This is a genomic window from Pseudoalteromonas sp. APAL1, assembly GCF_021532475.1.
Taxonomy (GTDB): domain Bacteria; phylum Pseudomonadota; class Gammaproteobacteria; order Enterobacterales; family Alteromonadaceae; genus Pseudoalteromonas; species Pseudoalteromonas lipolytica_C.
Window position 1 is genome coordinate 57,036 of the sequence record NZ_JAKGAW010000018.1, and the last position, 18,515, is coordinate 75,550.

At 41.6% G+C, this 18,515-nt stretch carries 17 protein-coding genes and 1 riboswitch; of the genes, 9 read left to right on the forward strand and 8 right to left on the reverse strand.

Annotation, left to right across the window (positions count from 1 at the left end; translation table 11 throughout):
• The first annotated feature begins 377 nt into the window (after positions 1 to 377).
• Positions 378 to 2,201 (forward strand): translational GTPase TypA, encoded by a 1,824-nt coding sequence (gene typA / locus L1264_RS10850; RefSeq protein ID WP_138556663.1) that lies wholly within the window; start codon positions 378 to 380, stop codon positions 2,199 to 2,201.
• Positions 2,202 to 2,394: 193 nt separating this feature from the next.
• Complete coding sequence (locus L1264_RS10855; protein WP_199527628.1) at positions 2,395 to 2,814, forward strand: BLUF domain-containing protein; 420 nt, start codon at positions 2,395 to 2,397, stop codon at positions 2,812 to 2,814.
• A 52-nt stretch (positions 2,815 to 2,866) separates the two neighbouring features.
• On the opposite strand, the gene L1264_RS10860 is transcribed toward L1264_RS10855, so the two are convergent.
• The gene (locus L1264_RS10860; protein WP_138556665.1) at positions 2,867 to 3,958 is read right to left on the reverse strand and encodes an MBL fold metallo-hydrolase; all 1,092 of its coding nucleotides are present in this window, start codon (positions 3,956 to 3,958) and stop codon (positions 2,867 to 2,869) included.
• 132 nt (positions 3,959 to 4,090) lie between these two features.
• Positions 4,091 to 4,747, reverse strand: a complete 657-nt coding sequence (locus L1264_RS10865) for a DUF2959 domain-containing protein (protein WP_135923234.1) — start codon at positions 4,745 to 4,747, stop codon at positions 4,091 to 4,093.
• A gap of 86 nt (positions 4,748 to 4,833) precedes the next feature.
• On the opposite strand from L1264_RS10865, the gene L1264_RS10870 reads away from it, so the two are divergent.
• From L1264_RS10870 to dtd, 3 genes are read left to right on the forward strand one after another with little or no spacing between them, the layout of a single operon-like run.
• A complete protein-coding gene (locus L1264_RS10870) occupies positions 4,834 to 5,706 on the forward strand; it encodes a virulence factor BrkB family protein (protein ID WP_199527629.1) in 873 nt (290 codons plus the stop codon).
• Between the two features lie 26 nt (positions 5,707 to 5,732).
• The gene (locus tag L1264_RS10875) at positions 5,733 to 6,686 is read left to right on the forward strand and encodes an alpha/beta fold hydrolase (protein WP_199527630.1); all 954 of its coding nucleotides are present in this window, start codon (positions 5,733 to 5,735) and stop codon (positions 6,684 to 6,686) included.
• Positions 6,674 to 7,111, forward strand: a complete 438-nt coding sequence (gene dtd, locus L1264_RS10880) for a D-aminoacyl-tRNA deacylase (RefSeq protein WP_135923237.1) — start codon at positions 6,674 to 6,676, stop codon at positions 7,109 to 7,111. Before L1264_RS10875 ends, dtd begins: the two co-directional genes overlap by 13 nt.
• Before the next feature lie 7 nt (positions 7,112 to 7,118).
• Here dtd and L1264_RS10885 read toward each other — a convergent pair whose 3' ends face one another.
• Positions 7,119 to 7,808, reverse strand: coding sequence for a spermidine synthase (locus L1264_RS10885; RefSeq protein ID WP_138556667.1), 690 nt, complete (start codon positions 7,806 to 7,808; stop codon positions 7,119 to 7,121).
• Between the two features lie 228 nt (positions 7,809 to 8,036).
• On the opposite strand from L1264_RS10885, the gene L1264_RS10890 reads away from it, so the two are divergent.
• On the forward strand, positions 8,037 to 8,930 hold the full coding sequence (locus L1264_RS10890; RefSeq protein WP_135923239.1) for a bifunctional GNAT family N-acetyltransferase/hotdog fold thioesterase: 894 nt from the start codon (positions 8,037 to 8,039) through the stop codon (positions 8,928 to 8,930).
• Between the two features lie 70 nt (positions 8,931 to 9,000).
• Here the strand turns inward: L1264_RS10890 and L1264_RS10895 are convergent, their stop codons facing one another.
• The 5 genes from L1264_RS10895 to dapA form a co-directional block, all read right to left on the reverse strand.
• A complete protein-coding gene (locus L1264_RS10895; RefSeq protein WP_054563462.1) occupies positions 9,001 to 10,038 on the reverse strand; it encodes a phospholipase A in 1,038 nt (345 codons plus the stop codon).
• 187 nt (positions 10,039 to 10,225) lie between these two features.
• Entirely contained in the window at positions 10,226 to 11,344 is a 1,119-nt protein-coding gene (locus L1264_RS10900) for a succinylglutamate desuccinylase/aspartoacylase family protein (RefSeq protein ID WP_199527631.1), read from the reverse strand.
• Between the two features lie 5 nt (positions 11,345 to 11,349).
• Positions 11,350 to 12,555, reverse strand: coding sequence for a PLP-dependent decarboxylase (locus tag L1264_RS10905; protein WP_138556669.1), 1,206 nt, complete (start codon positions 12,553 to 12,555; stop codon positions 11,350 to 11,352).
• Complete coding sequence (locus tag L1264_RS10910; RefSeq protein ID WP_135923242.1) at positions 12,555 to 13,295, reverse strand: 2,3,4,5-tetrahydropyridine-2,6-dicarboxylate N-succinyltransferase; 741 nt, start codon at positions 13,293 to 13,295, stop codon at positions 12,555 to 12,557. The genes L1264_RS10905 and L1264_RS10910 overlap by 1 nt, the downstream gene beginning before the upstream one ends.
• A gap of 14 nt (positions 13,296 to 13,309) precedes the next feature.
• Positions 13,310 to 14,194 (reverse strand): 4-hydroxy-tetrahydrodipicolinate synthase, encoded by an 885-nt coding sequence (gene dapA, locus L1264_RS10915; RefSeq protein ID WP_235403993.1) that lies wholly within the window; start codon positions 14,192 to 14,194, stop codon positions 13,310 to 13,312.
• Between the two features lie 137 nt (positions 14,195 to 14,331).
• Positions 14,332 to 14,528: riboswitch (Lysine riboswitch) on the reverse strand.
• Between the two features lie 182 nt (positions 14,529 to 14,710).
• On the opposite strand from dapA, the gene L1264_RS10920 reads away from it, so the two are divergent.
• From L1264_RS10920 to L1264_RS10930, 3 genes are all read left to right on the forward strand, one after another.
• Entirely contained in the window at positions 14,711 to 15,406 is a 696-nt protein-coding gene (locus L1264_RS10920) for a DNA-3-methyladenine glycosylase I (RefSeq protein ID WP_135923244.1), read from the forward strand.
• 8 nt (positions 15,407 to 15,414) lie between these two features.
• Positions 15,415 to 16,827, forward strand: coding sequence for a protein adenylyltransferase SelO (locus L1264_RS10925; protein WP_199527632.1), 1,413 nt, complete (start codon positions 15,415 to 15,417; stop codon positions 16,825 to 16,827).
• A gap of 354 nt (positions 16,828 to 17,181) precedes the next feature.
• The gene (locus L1264_RS10930; protein ID WP_135923246.1) at positions 17,182 to 18,240 is read left to right on the forward strand and encodes an OmpA family protein; all 1,059 of its coding nucleotides are present in this window, start codon (positions 17,182 to 17,184) and stop codon (positions 18,238 to 18,240) included.
• The last annotated feature ends 275 nt before the right edge of the window (positions 18,241 to 18,515 follow it).

The following is an 18,515-nucleotide window of genomic DNA, read 5'->3' on the forward strand; positions in this document are numbered from 1 at the left end:
TTTTATGCACTGTTTTGGTGCGGAAAAAGATCATTTTGGTGCGTAAAAAGAATGACGACGATTTGCACAATTACTGAGCGTGCCAATTTATCGGTTCTAAATACGATTAAGTGCCAAAATATGGTTTAAAAAATGCAATTTTGCCAGTTTTATGCTTATAAAAATTATTATTTTCATAAATTTGTCATTTATAAAACAGATACTTATAAAATGCCTGAAGAAAGTTTTGAAAATTGTATTGGATAAACTTTCATCCATGCCATTATTAAGGGATAATATGCGCCCTTTTAAATCCTATGCTGGGACATCTGGTGAAAATGCCGGTGAGTGCGTAGATCTTGCAGGATCAATGAGATTCAATTTCTCTGAGAAAAAATATGAGCATCGAAAAGTTAAGAAATATAGCGATTATCGCCCACGTTGACCACGGTAAAACAACTTTGGTTGATAAACTGCTTGAGCAATCAGGCACATTAGAAACGCGCGGCGGTAATGAAGAGCGCGTAATGGACTCAAACGACATTGAGAAAGAGCGTGGTATTACCATTTTAGCTAAAAACACAGCTATCTCTTGGAACGACTACCATATCAATATCGTAGACACCCCAGGACACGCCGACTTCGGTGGTGAAGTAGAACGCGTACTTTCGATGGCTGACTCAGTATTACTACTTGTTGATGCTCAAGAAGGTCCAATGCCGCAAACGCGTTTCGTAACGCAAAAAGCATTCGCACAAGGTTTAACGCCGATTGTTGTAATCAACAAAATCGATAAACCAGGTGCACGTCCAGACTGGGTTATGGACCAAGTTTTCGACTTATTCGATAACTTAGGTGCAACTGATGAACAGTTAGACTTTAAAGTAATCTATGCATCAGCTATCAACGGCTGGGCAACAATGGATTTAGACGAGCCATCAGATAACATGGAACCAATGTTCCAGATGATCGTTGATGAAGTATCTCCACCGGATGCAGATCCTGAAGGTGCTTTCCAAATGCAAATTTCTCAGCTTGACTACAACTCGTACATCGGTGTTATCGGTGTTGGTCGTATCAAGCGTGGTACTGTTCGCCCTAACCAACAAGTAACAATTGTTAGTGCAGACGGTACTAAGCGTAACGGTAAAGTTGGCCAAGTAATGAGCTACTTAGGTCTTGAGCGTCATGAAGCAGAATCTGCAGGCGCTGGTGACATCATTGCTATCACGGGTCTTGGTGAGCTGAAAATCTCAGACACTATCTGTGATGTAAATACTGTTGAAGCATTACCACCGCTTAGCGTTGATGAGCCTACAGTAACAATGACGTTCTCTGTAAACACTTCACCATTCGCTGGTAAAGAAGGTAAATTCGTAACGTCACGTAACATCCTAGAGCGTTTACAAGCAGAGCTTGTTCACAACGTAGCACTACGTGTTGAAGAAACTGACAACCCAGATAGCTTCCGTGTTTCTGGTCGTGGTGAGTTACACTTAGGTATATTAATCGAGAACATGCGTCGTGAAGGCTACGAGCTTGCGGTTTCTCGTCCACAAGTAATCCTTCGTGAAGTTGATGGTCAAAAAGAAGAGCCATACGAAACACTTACAATTGACTGTCAAGAAGAGCACCAAGGTTCTATCATGGAACAAATTGGTCTTCGTAAGGGTGAACTAACAGACATGTCTCCAGATGGTAAAGGCCGTGTACGTATGGACTTTATGATCCCAAGCCGTGGCTTAATTGGTTTCCAAACTGAATTCATGACATTAACGTCTGGTTCTGGTCTTCTTTACCACACATTCGATCACTACGGCCCACATAAAGGCGGTACTATCGGCGCGCGTAAGAATGGTGTAATGATTGCTAACGCAACAGGTAAAGCACTTACTAACGCATTATTCAACCTACAAGACCGTGGTAAGTTATTCATCGGTCACGGTGTTGAAGTTTACGAAGGTATGGTTATCGGTATCCACAGCCGCGATAACGACCTAACAGTAAACGCACTTAAAGGTAAGCAACTTACTAACGTTCGTGCATCTGGTACAGATGAAGCACAAACGTTAACACCACCACTTAACTATACGCTTGAACAAGCGATTGAATTCATCGATGATGATGAGTTAGTGGAAGTGACACCTCAGAGCATCCGTATTCGTAAACGTCACTTAACTGAAAGTGAGCGTAAACGTGCGAGCCGTCAAGCTAAAGACTAATAAGGTCTTTTAGTTTCACAAAATTAGAACCGCCGTATTGAAAGATACGGCGGTTTTTTTTAGTGGTCAGCCAAGTAGGTTGAGCGCAGCGATACCCAACTTTATTCATGTAAAATTTTAAACTTAACTGCACTTTTTTGCTAAACCCCCCATCTGTACTATCTTTTCTAAATCGACCTTGCAGGAGAGTGAGATGTACTTAGTTAGACTTATTTATACAAGTGAAATTAGCGATGGGTTTGGGCCTGGGGATATTGAAAATATTCTTGAGAAAGCCAAACAAAACAATAGCAAAATGAATGTTACAGGTTTGCTTTGTTTTAATACTACTCACTTTTTACAGTGCTTGGAAGGCTCTAGAAGTGCGGTAAATGCAACTTATCACCGTATTTTGAATGATACGCGGCATAAAAATATTATTATGCTAAATTATTGTGAGATTTTTGAAAGAGAGTTTGAGAACTGGTCTATGGGCTACATTCCTTACTCTAGACTCGTTACTCCGATTACCCTCAAATATTCTGGTACGAGTGAGTTTAACCCGCTCGCTATGTCTGCAGGTAGTGCACACAAACTAATGTTGGCGCTCAGGGATTTACTGCTTAAAAGTTAGCTTAATACCAATTCGCTCAATTAAGCGAATTGGTATACTAGAACAAGCAGCATTATAGTGAAACTTGCTCACCTTCATTAAGAATGTACAAAGGGAGCTTGCTAGCCATTCTTGCTTTCATTGTTAGTAATCTTAGTAGTGCCGAATGGCTTGAATGGTCGCCCATTTGCCAGCTTGAGTTACCATAACCCCAAGGGATCATCACTTTACAGCCTAGCTCCTCAGCTGCGTTAATAGCATCTTCAGGTGTAGTATGAACATAGCGATACCACTTACCATCTTCTTCATGGTAATAAGAAGCTATCGGCATAAGGCATACATCAATCTCGCCGTATTTCTGCTTAATATCCTGAAAATGTTGTGAGTAACCGGTATCGCCAGCAAAAAATAAGGTTTTACCATTTTGTTCTAGTAACCAGCCATTCCAGAGATCTTTGTTGTGATCTTCATAAATGAATGGGACTAGAGTTCGGCTACTAAAATGGTGTGCTGGCACCGCATTAACAGTTAAGTCATTAATTTGTGTACTCGCGTACCACGCCATTTCTGAAATATTAAAGCCGCCAGTCGGAAAGTTATCTGCAAATCCTAATGGCACTAAATAACGCGGCGAATTGCCAATTTCTTCTATGTCGGCTTTGTTAAAATGATCATAGTGAATATGTGAATATATCACAGCATCTAAGCCATCAAGTTCTGCTTGTGTTGGCCAAAAACCTGGTTTGCGATAGATACCTCCAGCTAGCTTAAAGGCCAAGTCTACAGGCGAATCAAATTGCTCTTTGACTGGATCAAATAATAGCTGCTCACCATTGGGTGATTGAATATAAAAGCCTGCATGACCTAACCAGCGAACTGTAAACCCTGAGTTTATTTCAGGTACGCTTTGTTCTGCTTGATATTGGCATTGTGAGTTGCTGTCGTCACATATAAGTAGCTCTGATGGTTCATAGCAATTGTCAGTGCAGGTTGTTGGGTATTCTTTATCACCAGGATATAGGTTATGAAAGCGACCTTCGTAGTCACCTTCAGTTTTTAACGGAGTAATAGTGCCTTCACCGGCAATAACATTGACAGTATTAGGGCTGCTACAAGCAGTTAAGAGTGCAGCTGCAATAAGTGCTGAGAGTGTTTTTAAATGCATACTATGTTTACTTTTTATTCTTTGCCGTGAGTTTAGCAAAATAAAATTTAAGATAAATCATTAAAAAGTAACAAGAGATTACACAAAAAAGCCTACGTTTAAGTAGGCTTTGTTAAAACTTGTTTGCGCTAATTAACCCGCTTTGTTCATTTGCTCAATGAACTTATTAGAGTCTTCAATTGATTTGTTCATGTCGTCCATTAACACTTTTATATCGCGTTTAAGATTCGTAAATTCACCCTTGATAGCTGTAACAGCCTGCGCGTTGAGGTTGTGCTTTAAATACAGAACGTTGTCATGCAGTGATGATAACACCGGCTCCATTTTGCTTTCAGCGCTGCGCATTGAGCGAAGTAGTTGATCAAATTGGCGCTTAGTTGCATTGAGCTTTTTGCTGCTTTCACGTTTTAGTGAGGCGCTTTTGTATTGCTCTAGCTCATCAGCCCATTCTTCAAATAGTGCCTCAGCGACATCTTCAACTTTATTGATATTATTTGTTACGTCATTTGCAGCCGCTAGGCTTGATTCATAATCATCATTTAGTTGCTTATATGCATCCTCAAGTTCACCGCCATTAAAATTGATTAATGTGGTTAATCTATCTAAGGCTGATTGAAATTCTTCTTGGGATTCTTGTTGTGATTCTTTTGTTTCTTCTACGCGGTCGACTAGAATGTCGCGTTTGTGCACTCCTACAGATTCCATAGCAGAGTAATAAGCTGACTGACAGCCTGATAATGCCATGGTTACTGCAAATAGTGGTGCACTTAAAAGTGTCAGTTTTTTCATTGAGAATCCTTTTTAGGTACCTGTCATTTCAAATTATGTGGTGGATTGCTATGATTATCAAAACATTTTAGCAGAAATTAGATTCTATGGATGAGAAGCTCACTCGTTATAAGCTGCAAATAAGCATTTTCTTAAAGCAACAAACTACTTGGTGGATGCAGTATCTCAATCGTTGTATTGACGATCAAATTACTGTTAATGCAGGTTATTTGGCTTATGTAACCTTGTTATCAATCGTGCCATTAGTAGCGGTTGGTGTCGCTATTTTTTCTGCTTTTCCTGGATTTGAAAGCACCTTGGTAACCATAGAAAATTTCTTATTTACTAATCTTGTGCCGACTTCATCTGATGTTATTAAAGAGCATATCAGCGCCTTTGCCGGTAATGCTAATAAAATGACCGCGGTCGGTGTGGGATTTTTAGCAGCGGTGTCCTTGTTACTCATTCGCAATGTCGATGCCACATTGAACCGAATTTGGCGTATTAAGAAAAAACGCCCCATGATGATTTCGTTTGCCGTTTATTGGATGGTGCTTAGCTTAGGCCCAGTATTACTCGGCGCGAGTATTGGTGTTACCTCATACATTGTGTCTTTAGTATCATTCGCTGATCAAGGTATTCCAGGATTCAGCGGCTTTTTATTGAAACTATTACCTTACATAATTTCCATGATTGGCTTCATTATGCTCTATACTTTAGTGCCTAACACACGAGTTCCATTTAGAGCGGCAATTCCAGGAGCATTGTTTGCAGCTATGTTGTTTGAGCTGACAAAAAAAGGCTTTGCTCTGTATATCAGTCACTTCCCATCTTATGAAGTTATTTATGGGGCGTTGGCGACGATACCTATACTATTTGTTTGGGTCTATCTGTCTTGGATTGTCGTATTACTCGGTGCAGAGTTTACGGTATGTATCAGTCCTGAAGATATTGAGGATACACCTGATATAGACGTTTAATAGCGACTGCACCTAAGGAGAGCGAGGTGCAGTTACATCCACATTATGTTGCCAACCGTGATTACCATTTGAGTGTTGGCGATGGCCATCAAATCCATGTGCAAGAATATGGTGCGTCTACAGGGATTGCTGTGGTGTTATGTCATGGCGGGCCTGGAGCGGGGCTGTGCCCTGAAAATTGCCGCTTTTTTGATTTAGAACGTTATCGAGTGATCATGTTCAGCCAACGCGGTTGTGGTCATTCAACCCCCCATGATATCAACACAAACACCACATTAGATTTAGTCGCTGATCTCGAGTTTTTACGCCAGCAACTCGGCATTGAAAAATGGCTGGTGTGCGGCGAATCGTGGGGAGCAACTCTTGCACTTGTGTATGCAATAAAACATCGGGAGCACATCGCAGGACTTATTTTACGGGCTAGTTTTTTAGCTTGTAACAGTGACTTTGAATGGCTTTACACAACTAAAGGCGCGGGCGCGCATTTTTACCCAGAATGCTTTAAAGAGTTTGCTCATGATTTTACCGATTGGCATGCCTTACTCGACTTTTATCAGCAACAACTAAATAGTAGCGATCAAATTAAAGCCAGCAAATTCGCTAAACTATGGTGCCATTGGGAGCAGGTGTTATGTCATGGTGAGCCATTAACTAATTGGAGTTTGCAAGAGCCCCATGTAGGCTTAAATCAAGCAAGGTTAATGGTGCATTATTTTCGTAATCTTTGTTTTATTGAAGAGGGTTACATCGCAGAAAATGCGCATGTTTTGACTCATTTACCCATTTGGTTTGTTCATGGCCGGGCCGATTTGATCTGTCGATATAGTGCCGTACAGCAGCTTGCTGAACAATTAAATGCACAATTATTGATATTAGATGGTATTGGGCACAGTAGCGATAATCAGGTATATTTGGCAGCAATGCGACGTGCTGCAGATTTAATGTATATCAAGTTATCGAGGGATCAATGCAAGGTTTAATTCAAAGAGTAAAACAGGCAAAAGTAGAAGTGGCGGGCGAAGTCGTCGGTGAAATTTCACAAGGTATTTTGCTGCTATTAGGCGTTGAAAAACAGGATACCGAACAAAGCGCTCAGAAGCTTTTACATAAAGTAAGTAATTACCGAATTTTTACCGATGAACAAGGAAAGATGAATTTAAGCTTGAATGATATCAAGGGGGAACTGTTGGTGGTTTCGCAGTTTACACTAGCCGCAGACACTAAAAAGGGTATGCGTCCGAGCTTTTCAAGTGCTGGTACGCCTGATCAAGCTAATACGCTCTATGAGTATTTTATCGCTGAAGCTAAAAAAGCCGGGTTAACAGTAGCCACAGGGCAATTTGGTGCTGATATGCAAGTAAGCCTATGTAACGATGGTCCCGTTACTTTTAATTTATCTGTGTAACAGACAACTACTTTTTGATCATCACGATATGATTCACATAATTAGGGATCTTTTCGATACTTGGTCGCTTGCCGAATTCGGTGATAAGTAAATGCTCAAGTTGCTTTAACTGCGATGGGTGACTGGATAAAAAGTTAATAAATAATACACCACCTTTAGCCATCGCTGTACGAAGCTTGGCATAAAAAGTATGTTTGTATAAAAACAGTGGGCCATCTACTTCACTGAATAAATCCAATATAATCCAATTGTATTCGTGTCCTTGCTCAAGTATTTGTTGAGCATCGAAACAGCGTAAATTACTTGTGTGATCTCCACCAAAGTAGCGTTTGTAACAATGAATAATATCGGGGTTTTTTTCCACTGAAATAAGCTGGCTATCAGGGTAGGTATGCTGAAGATAGTTACGAATTGCCCCGCCACCTAAGCCTAACTCTAAAATTTTTTTAGGTTCATCAAGTTTCTGCCAGAGCTTCGCAAGATATTGTAAATGAGGGAAAAGAAGCCTGTTAGGCTGACGTTTTTCGATAACAGATTGAAGAGTTTCGTTAATCAATAACCAACGTAGTTGATTGAGTTGCCTAACTTGAATGCTGTAATTGCCTTGCTTGTGCCAGTAAATCAGCTGCCCTAACTGGTGACATTCTTCAATAAAACTATGCTTTATTGCGCCACTGGGTTCAAAAAAATGTTCCATATCTCGGGCCTTTAGCTTTTATGTTTAAAAAGTATGACAATTGTTTCAGCATAGACTAGTCACCATAAAGTGCAATTGTGCATTAGTTTTTACAGCTCAGGATAATAATTTAAGCTGGGTCACCAAAGTATTATTCCAACTTGCAAGAAGATCGCGTATCGTAATTTGCATTCGTCGAGCCACGTTAGAAAAATAACAGACAGTGGCTGTATTTTCACAGGAGTATTTATGTTTAAAGTGACCACACCGCAAAGTAGCGAAGATTGGCAAGCGTATTATTCATTACGTTGGCAGGTTTTAAGAGCTCCTTGGGGTGAGCCGCGCGGTTCTGAGCAAGATGACTTAGAGCAAGATGCCGAGCATCGCTTTATTAAAAACAATGATGGCGAAGTATTAGGTGTAGCACGTTTGCATTTTAATAATCATCAACAAGCACAAGTACGCTATATGGCGGTTGCTGAAGGGAATCGTAATCAGCACATTGGTAGTCGTTTACTGCATGAGCTAGAAAAAATAGCGTGGACTCAAGATGCCGATGAGCTCGTGCTTTTTGCCCGTGAACGTGCCTTAGAGTTTTATAAACGTCACGGCTACGAGCTAAAAGAAAAAGCGCACCTTGCCTATGACGATGTACAACACTGGAAAATGGTAAAGCAAAAACCGTCTGAGCCGGGCTGGTTCCGTCATCCAAACTGGACGCAAGTACTGCAAAATACGTGGCGTGAGTCGATTCCAATCAGTGATGCGATGGGAATTAAAGTTGAAAGCTATACCGATTGGCAGTTTACTACCCGCGCTGACTTAGATGCGAACTTAAACCTTCATAACACTATGTTTGCAGGTTCAATTTACAGTCTAGCGACTTTAACTGGCTGGGGTGCTACCTACCTTGCACTGAAAGAAGCAGGACTTGAAGGGAATATCGTATTAGCTGATGCCAACATTAAATACCTTAAACCACTGAATAACGACCCTCGTGGTAGTGTTGAGCTGGCTGGCTGCAAAGGCAAGTTAGCGGATTTAGAAGACAGTGGCAAAGCAAGCTACCATGTACCAGTGAATGTATATGATGGTGATGTGTTAGTTGCTGAATTTGAAGGTCACTTCATCGTTAAAAAATAACGCATATTCAGAGCGAGCTAACTAAAGCTCGCTCTTTATTGCAGTTAAAGTAAGTCAGTTAATACTGCAGTTAAAGCAAGTCAGTTAACAGAATACCCACACCAAAACGTTCAATATCGGCGTTGTAATCAATTAAGCTTTCGCCATAACCATTAAAGTATTGTGCGTAACCACGTAATCGGCCCCATAGAGGGAAAGACCAATCTAATTGGATTGCACCACGGTTATCTGAATTTAGGTTATTACGGGTCATAAAGCTAAATTCATGCTCGTTATAACGGTATGCACCTGAGAATTCAAAGTAACCCATGTATTTGTAAATATCAGGGTTATCATCGCCACGCGCTTCTAATTCATCGTCTTTTTTATCTTCCGGAATTCGGTACCAAGGCTTAAAGCTAAATACAAAGCCGTCTTTTTCCCACAAGAAATCGGCATAGATACGGTTCCATGAACGTGAATTAGGCTGGCTGCGGCCATTCGATTGATGTGAGGCACCAATTGCAATTGCCATTTCATCGCCCCAAAGCACATGCTCAGGATCAAGGTAGTTCACCCAGAAGATCTCTGGTTCGTAGTTTGTTTCTCGAAACGGTGATGAAATATCTTTGTTATAAAACTGCCAAAACGATTGCATGGTAAAAGCAAAGAATACGCCCTGATCTTTATCTGAGAAGCCTTCGAAAATAGGTACTTTAATTGATAGTTGATATTTCACTTCAAGGTTATCAAGTGGTTCACCATCAGTTTGCTCAGCAAGATCTTTTAAACCATCAAATGGACGCTCATTCGGATTAGATACATATGAAAGTGGTAAAATGTAGTTACGCTTATGAGGAGTGATCACATTACGGTTTTTCTTGCTCACTTCTTCACGGGCTTTACGTTTGTCTAAAGCGGTAAGCTTTTTACTCTCGTCTAAGTCAGAGCATTTTTTACGAAGTTCTTCGAGTGTTTGTTTGCCGTCACCGCCAATGGCTTCGTTCAAAATACACTGCTTTACGAGTTCTAGCGCGTCATCTTGTTCATTGGTTTGTGGTTGTTCAGTTTGAGCAAATACAGGTACAGAAAATAAGCCAGCAGCTGCCAGCCAAATGCGCCATCCCATTGCAGTTCCCTTTTGAATAGACTTATAAGTAAGAATAATTATAACGATTTTTACATAAGTAACCGTGAACTTATACTGAATTGTTGATATTTTAGGTAAATAGAGAGCCCCAAGCTAAGCTTGGAGCCCTGCTGTGACGGCCTAAGGGCATAAGCCGTCGACTCTCACGCAATGAGAAGGGGTGAGCTTATAGCTCAAATACGTTGGTAAAAAACTTATAAAGTTCGGTGCCTTGATTCACGCTTGCTGAGGCAAAATGCAAAATAGCGATGGCGTCTTTATCAAAACTCAATGTTTGTAGTGGCTGCTCAGAAAGGTAGCGCTCCATTCGTAAAATATGAGCAATTGGTTCGCCTGCTTTTATACGGCCACCGAGTGGTGCAAGGTATTCTACCATGCCACCCATAGGTGCGTAGTAAGCTACATAATCTTCAAGCATACAGGCATAGCGTGTCATCGCTTTAGGTTGATATGCGGCATTAACCAATACCTCTTTATGATTGAGGTAACTTAAAATGCTATTGGCGTCTTCAAGGGCTGCACTTAAATCGATTTTTTCTTGGCTACCAAGTTCAACGGTAAATGCTTCGACTTGAACTGCAAATTCACGGCCTTGTTTGGCAAGCTCTTCAGATAACGACCACCACGGGCAGAAACTCGCTTCATCCATTGCGCCATCAAAATCACTTGGGATCAATAACACATGCTCAATATTAAAATAGCTCGCGCTGGCTTTGGCGTATTGGGGGCAGTATAAGTGCTTACTTGAGATAGGCCCGGTGTGAAGATCTAAAACAATATCAGCCTGATGGGCAAGCTTTTGCAAGTTAAGTGCAATGCGCTTACCCGTTGTTAAGCTGTAATCTGGGCCCGTTAATTGGCTGTCGATGTCAGCAACGAGTGCCTGTTTAAACGCAGCTTTAAGGGTCGCATCATCACTGTCTTTGTGCTGTTCAGCAATTTGTGATGGTAATGCTTTATTAAAGCGGTACATGCGGTTCCAGTTAGTGCCAGTGATTGGATCGAAGCGACCTAGAGTAAACTCACCTGACTTTTGATTACAACCAATTGGGTTGGCATAAGGCACTAGGGTAATATCGCCACGCAGCTTGAGTGATTTTAGCTGCTCAAGCAATTGATAAATTACAGCGTTACCTTGTACTTCAGCACCGTGCATATTAGCTTGTATATACACGTTTGGCCCTGTGCCATCGCCTTTTAAACGATACACAGGAATTGTCAGTGGTAGGCCGTTGGCAATTTCGCCAACCACAATATTCTCTTGGCTGATTAATTCTTTACTCATGGTGATTACCTTAAATAATAGCTGGCATCTTCAGCGCTACGAATGCACTCAATATTGCCTTGTTCAAGGATGTATTCAGCCGCTAATTCGTGGCATAAAAAGTACGGCATACTTTCGGTAAAGCCATACGCGCCACATTGGCTGAATACCAACCAGTCTTGCTCACTTAAATCACTAGCTAGTTGGTGCTCACCTAAGCAATCAAGTGCAGTGCAAAGCGGCCCGTATAAAGTCATTGCACTTGGCTCAGCCGTTGACTCACGCAGTAACGCCGCAGGAAAATCTTGGCTTGTTACAGCAGGGCGAAGTAAATGGTTAATACCGCCTGATAAAATCACCTGCTGTTGATTGTAATTTTCTTTGCGTTCAACAACCGGTGTGGCGTAATGGCCGCATTCGCCCACCGCATAGCGGCCAAGTTCCATCCAAAGCTCTTTGACACCGCCATCTGCTTTAATACCCGCCAGAGTCTCGATAAGTGCAGACCAATCGAGTCGGTTAGCATCTTGAGTATAAGGAATGCCTAAGCCACCCCCTAAATCGAGAATATTAAGGTTAATATTTAATGCACTTGCTAGTTGTTGTAATGGCGCAATCATCGCACGCCATAGCTCGGCGAGTTTGTCAGTGCTCAGCATATTGCCCCATTGGAAAATATGCAGGCCATCAAAGTTAAGAGCAGGGTAATCACTTACTGTGAGCGCTTGCCACTCATCACAGCCCAAACCAAAAGGAGTAAGGCTATCGCCGCCAAGTGGGTTCTTTTCGCTGTCTGGCCAACGAAGTTGTACACGCAACAGAACTTGCAGCTGACAATTTGCTTTTGTTGCTTGCTCATTTAACCAGCGAACTTGGTTTATGCTCTCGGCCACGAAGGTACGTACGCCGCGAGCAATAAAATGTGAAATTTGTGCAGGGCTCTTTGCAGGCCCTGTGTTGAGCACGCGCTCGCTATCGATGCCTTGGGCAAGTACTTGCTCAAGTTCACCTTTACTCGCAACATCAAAATTAAACCCTGCGCTGTCTAAACATTGAATAATGCGAGACAGCGGGTTGGCCTTAACGGCATACCAAAGTTTCACATCGGTTTGCGCAGTTAATTGATTTAAATGTGCAGTTAATTTATCTAAATCATAGATAAAAAATGGCGTATCAAGATGTGTTGAAACTTGTTCAACCGCTTGCTTGATGGGCGTGCTCAAAAAGCTCATTAACGTAAAACCTCTTCTAACAATAATGATGCATCGCTTTGTTCGTCACGGTATTTCACGATCAATGCACAAGACATGCTTAAACCTTGCTCGCGAGCCCATGCATTTGAAGCAGGGCGAGAACCTGGGATTACAATCGCGTTTTCTGGAATTGCTTCACCTTTGTTTAGCTGGCGCTCATTAACACAATCGTAGACAGGGATGGTTGCAGATAAGCGCACACCCGGCGCAAGTACAGCACCTTTTTTCACAACCACACCTTCAACAATAACGCAGCCTGCACCGATGAAAGCGTCATCTTCAATAACCACAGGGCTGGCACCAATTGGCTCAAGCACGCCACCTAACTGTACTGCTGCACTTAGGTGAACATTTTTACCTACTTGTGCGCATGAACCCACTAATGCGTGGCTATCGACCATCGTACCTTCGTCGATGAATGCGCCAATATTTACATACGCTGGTGGCATGATAATCGTGCCTTTAGCAACGTGTGCGCCACGACGAACACTGCTACCACCTGGTACCATACGCACGCCGGCATTTGCAGCAAAGCCCTGTGGTGCTAGGTTGTGCTTATCCACAAAACCACCCGGGAACTCGGTATTTGTGCCATTTTTAAAGGCTTCTAAAATGCCTTGTTTAACTTCAACATTGGCATGCCAGTTGCCGTTCTCGTCTTGTGTTGCTGCGCGAACTGCGCCTGATTCTAAGTTGTTTAATAATTCTAACCAGCTCATGATAAAACCTGTTTTTAGTTCCAAGATAAAATTGTGTTGTTTGCGTGGGGGATGCTGTCTGTTTGCTCAAGCTCTAAATGCGTAAGCGGCGGACGTAAATGCGGGGTATTTATTTTACCTTGCAGGTGCATCAGTACTTTTACGGGGATTGGATTTGCGACAGCAAATAAGCTTTGAATCGCTTGCGACCAATCGGTGAATAGATTTGGATATTGACCACTTAAACTGCGTTTAACAAACTCATGGGTTTGACTCGGCCAAGCATTTGCGGCAACCGAAACTAAACCTTTTGCACCAGCTTGAGCAAAATACGGCATAAGTGCATCATCACCACTGAAGATAGCCAGTGTTGGTGACGCCGTTCTAAAGCCTTCAAATTTGCTAATGTCACCACTGGCTTCTTTCAAAGCCCAAAGGTTTTTGTGCTCAGCAAGGTTTTTGATCACCTGCGGTGAAATCTCAACTGCACTACGTCCTGGTACGTTATACAACATACAAGGGTGATGACTTGCGTTAAGTAGGCTTTCAAACCAATGTGTTTGGCCAACAACCCCAGGTTTTGCATACAGAGGAGAGCCCAATAGATAGCCATGAATAGGTAGTTGGTTGCAGTATTCAACCCAAGCAATTTGCTGCTTAAGGTTCATGCCGCCCACAGCGACCATAAGTGGTACAGTCGGTGCTAATTGGCAAACATGTTCAACAATGGCTTGTTGCTCTTTAAGTGAAAGCGCCAGTCCTTCGCCGGTGCTGCCAAGCAATAAAATGCCGTTATTAGCATCTTGCTGCTCAGCGACCAGTTGCCCAAGGGCCGTGTAATCGACCTCGCCAGATTCAGAAAATGGCGTGACAAGCGCTGTCCATAGTGGATAGTCGTTTAAATCAAAATTGTTGATCATCTCTCACGAACTTATAAGGTATTCGAAGAGTTTATGCGGGAGCAATTGAATGGAGCCGCATGTCGTCGTTCGAACAAGGTATAATTCGAAGAGCGAATGGGCTTAAAATAATAAAGACGCAACGGCCTTATTATACTAAGACCAGAAGCTCTCCACCAAACTAATCAATAGCGTTTTGCTATTGTTGGTGACAGTCGCTGGGATTCAGCCCAGTCGCCCGAAATAAGCACCTCACAAACGGTGTTACTTCTCGGCGTTAATTCCCCTCACGTATGATCAACAGAGTCTGTGCTCCTCCTATACGCTACCTGAATAACGCACCTCTTCCAGCCCTTTATGCTCGCTTTATAGCTTAAAGCCAACATAGTTAAATAGGGTATCAGCGACGATTAAAGCATTTTAGCCATCTAGGTGTCAAGGCGGAGTATTCGTTTTTTTAGTGACCGATTTTGCAACATGGTTACGTATAAGCGTGTTTTTAGTACACTAGTATTACCCAGACGAATTGGAAGAAGAATGGAAAAGTTTAACGATATCTATCAGCGAGCTGTCACCCGTAAGGGCAGTGAAGAAATGCTGCTTGCACTGCTTTCTGACCCGCTTGATAGCGCTGACATTGCCAAAATGCATGATGACTTATGGTTGGAAGAGTTAACGCGTAAAGTGTTCCAAAGTGGTTTTTACTGGTCTGTTATCAATAGTAAGTGGTCAGGATTTCGAGAGGTATTTTGGGACTTCAGTGTTGAGAAACTATTAATGATGCCACCTGATATGCTCGAGCAAAAAGCCAGTGATGAACGTATTATTCGTAACTTTAAAAAAGTACAAACGATCCCTGAAAATGCCTACATGATCCATGAAGTAGCTGAAAAACATGGCAGTTTCAGCCAATTTGTAGCTGATTGGCCAGTAAATAATATTATCGGTTTGTGGGCTTACTTAAAAAAGCATGGTGCGCGACTAGGTGGGAACACAGGGCCTTATGCATTGCGTGCCATGGGTAAGGATACTTTTTTACTGTCTCGAGACGTAGAAAATTATTTACGTGCTCATGAATTAATTGACGGTGGCTTACAAACTAAAAAGTCATTACAAGCTGCACAAGACTTTTTCAACGAGCTACAACAACAAAGTGGCTTTAGCCTGCAAGCGCTAAGTCAATTAGTTGCCTATGGGGTAGGCGATAACCGCGTTGGCATAGCTGCGCGATAGGATTTTTTATGAAACTGCAAACTAGGTATACCGATATCAGCGAACTATTGGCTATTGAAGATATGCCTACTCGCGCCGCTGATCCCGCATTATTGTTATTCAATGATAAATTAGCTCAGTCGCTTGGTATTAGTCATGATCCAGAATACCTAGCAGGACAGTTAAGTGGCTCAATAACTGATGACAGCGTAAAGCCTATTGCTTTAGGTTACTCAGGGCATCAATTTGGTCATTTCTCACCACGTCTGGGGGATGGCAGAGCGCATTTGCTTGGAGCAGTTAAAGACGTTGAAGGAGTACTGTGGGACATACAGCTTAAAGGGGCGGGTGCTACAGTGTTTTCACGTGGTGGTGATGGACGTTGTGCGATTGGGCCGGCGGTTCGTGAGTTTATAATGAGCGAAGCGATGGCTGCATTAGGTGTCGCGACAACTCGCTGCTTAGCTGTTGTTACTACCGGCGAAACGGTGTATCGACAACCACCTCGGCCAGGCGCTGTCGTAACTCGCGTAGCAAAAAGTCATATTCGCGTTGGTTCATTTCAGTATTTAGCAACCCAGGGCGATATTGAAGGCTTAGAAAAGTTAGTTGATTACGCACTCAGTTGTCATTTCCCAGAGATAGATACACGTGCAGAGCAACGTTATGTAGACTTTTTAACCGCAGTCATAGATAAGCAAATTGAGCTTATCATCAGTTGGATGCGAGTGGGATTCATCCATGGTGTAATGAATACAGACAATACATTAGTGAGTGGTGAAACCATTGATTACGGCCCATGCGCTATGATGAACCAGTTTGACTTTGATACAGTGTTTAGTTCCATAGACCATCAAGGGCGCTATGCATTCGGTAACCAACCAAACATTGCGAATTGGAATTGCGCGCGATTAGCTGAGAGCTTGCTGCCATTATTTAAAAATGAACAGCAAGCTTTGTCGTTATTATCCAGTGCAGTAAATAGTTTTGCTGAAAAGTTTAATCATGCATTTACTACAATGTGGCGACGGAAGTTAGGACTTCTAGATGAACACGACGATAACCAAGCTTTAGTGACTGAGTTACTCACTCTGATGCAGCAAAATAACCTTGATTATACTAATACTTTCAATGCTCTTACGGAGTCATTACTTGCGGATTTTGCATTACCGGATAGTATTAAGGGGTGGGCTGCAAAGTGGCGAGTCAGAACATCGGCTGAAAGTTATGACATCATGCGTGCTGTTAATCCTGCAGTCATTCCACGCAATCATAATATTGAAATGATCTTGGCGGAATATGAAAAAACAGGATGTAGTTCAATGCTGAATGGCTTTTTATCAGTTTTATCAAAGCCCTACGTTTACGATCAGCAATTCGAATCTTGGTATGAGCCACCTGAAAATGGCGATGCTAATTATCAAACATTTTGTGGTACCTAATGCATTTGTACTTGCTTGAAATAAAAAGTGTTTATTTAGTTTTTTTAAATGCTTGCTGATTGAGCAGAATAAACGCAAGTGCTATCATAGAATGGAGTTAACTTATTGCTTTAGATGATGATCTAATACGACTTTAGAATCATGTTAGACGTAATTTAAATAATTCTTTTGTTATATTGGATTCAGCTTTATTAAGTATTAAGCATCAAGTGTTAAGCATTGATAATTAATAAATAAGTAAAATTGTGGCTTATGAACTATCGTAAGATTGATTTTTTGAGCTACTCAACAGTTTTTAAATACTCAACAAACATTAGCTGAAAACAGCTTTATTGTGAAAATGGGAAGGAAATAATGAAACTAAAATCACTTACTATTGCGTTAGCACTGGCTGCAACGAGTTCTACAGCCCTCGCTGCTGAAAAAGAAGGTTTTTATATTGGCGCATTTGGCGACTATTACGACAATTCTTGGGAAAATGTTCGTGATTATCCGCCAGGTGGATTGAATGTTGATGACTCAACTGGTTGGGGCTTAGAGTTAGGCTATCGTTTCAGTGATTACTGGAGCGCGCGTCTAGAATATGCAGACATGGACTTTGATTGGACTGCAGATTTAGCTAATGGTACTTCAACAAGTGGCTCTGAAAGCGGCGAGCGTTACGGTATTGATGCTTTATATCACTTAGGTGGCGGCCCATTCTATGGTATTTTTGGTCTTAAGAACTTAAGTGCTCTAGATGAAAACTTAACGTTTGCTAACGTTGGTGCCGGTTATCAGCACTACTTTACAGACAATTTCGCATTTAACGCTGAAACGTCTTTATATCAAGGTCTTGATCGTGGTTACACTGATGTTGGCGCTAAATTAGGTTTCAGCTATATTTTCGGTAACCAAAGCTCATCTGAGCCAGTAGAGCCTGCGCCGGTTGTTAGCGCTCCAACTGATAGCGATAATGATGGTGTTATGGATGCTGATGATCAGTGTGCTAACACACCAATGACTGATGCAGTAGATAGCACAGGCTGTACATTATACGAAGAAAAAGAAGCAACTATCACCTTGTTAGTTACTTTCCCGCATGATGTAGCAGAAGTACCAAACAAATACTTCAGCGATATTGCAGATGTGGCTGCGTTTATGAAAGAAAACCAAGACACATCAGTTGTATTAGAAGGCCACGCCTCTGCAGTGGGTGATGCTGACTATAATATGAAGCTTTCAGAAAAGCGCGCACAAGATGTTGCTGATGAACTTATCAAAGACGGTATCGCTGCAGATAGAATTTCGACAGTTGGATACGGTGAAGAGCGTTTGAAAAATAAAGCCTACACACTGGAAGCACATGCTGAAAACCGTCGTGTAGAAGCGCAAATTACAAGCGTTGAACGTGTAAAAGTTCTTCGTAAATAAGACTAAACTATTATAAATATGTAAATACTCCTATATTTATAAATAGTTACAAATAGTAAAGCCGAGCCAAGTAGTTGGTTCGGCTTTATTTTTTTAATTAAAGAACATAATTATTTTTCGATTAAATAAAATAATCTTCAGAATGTACCTTTTTGTTAAATGATAGTTTAAGTGAATATTGATTTGAATCATCAAAGTAACTATCAACCATTTGTGCTATAGCTTTTTTAGTTACCTTGTAGAATAATTATTAGGTAATATAATTATTTTTACTG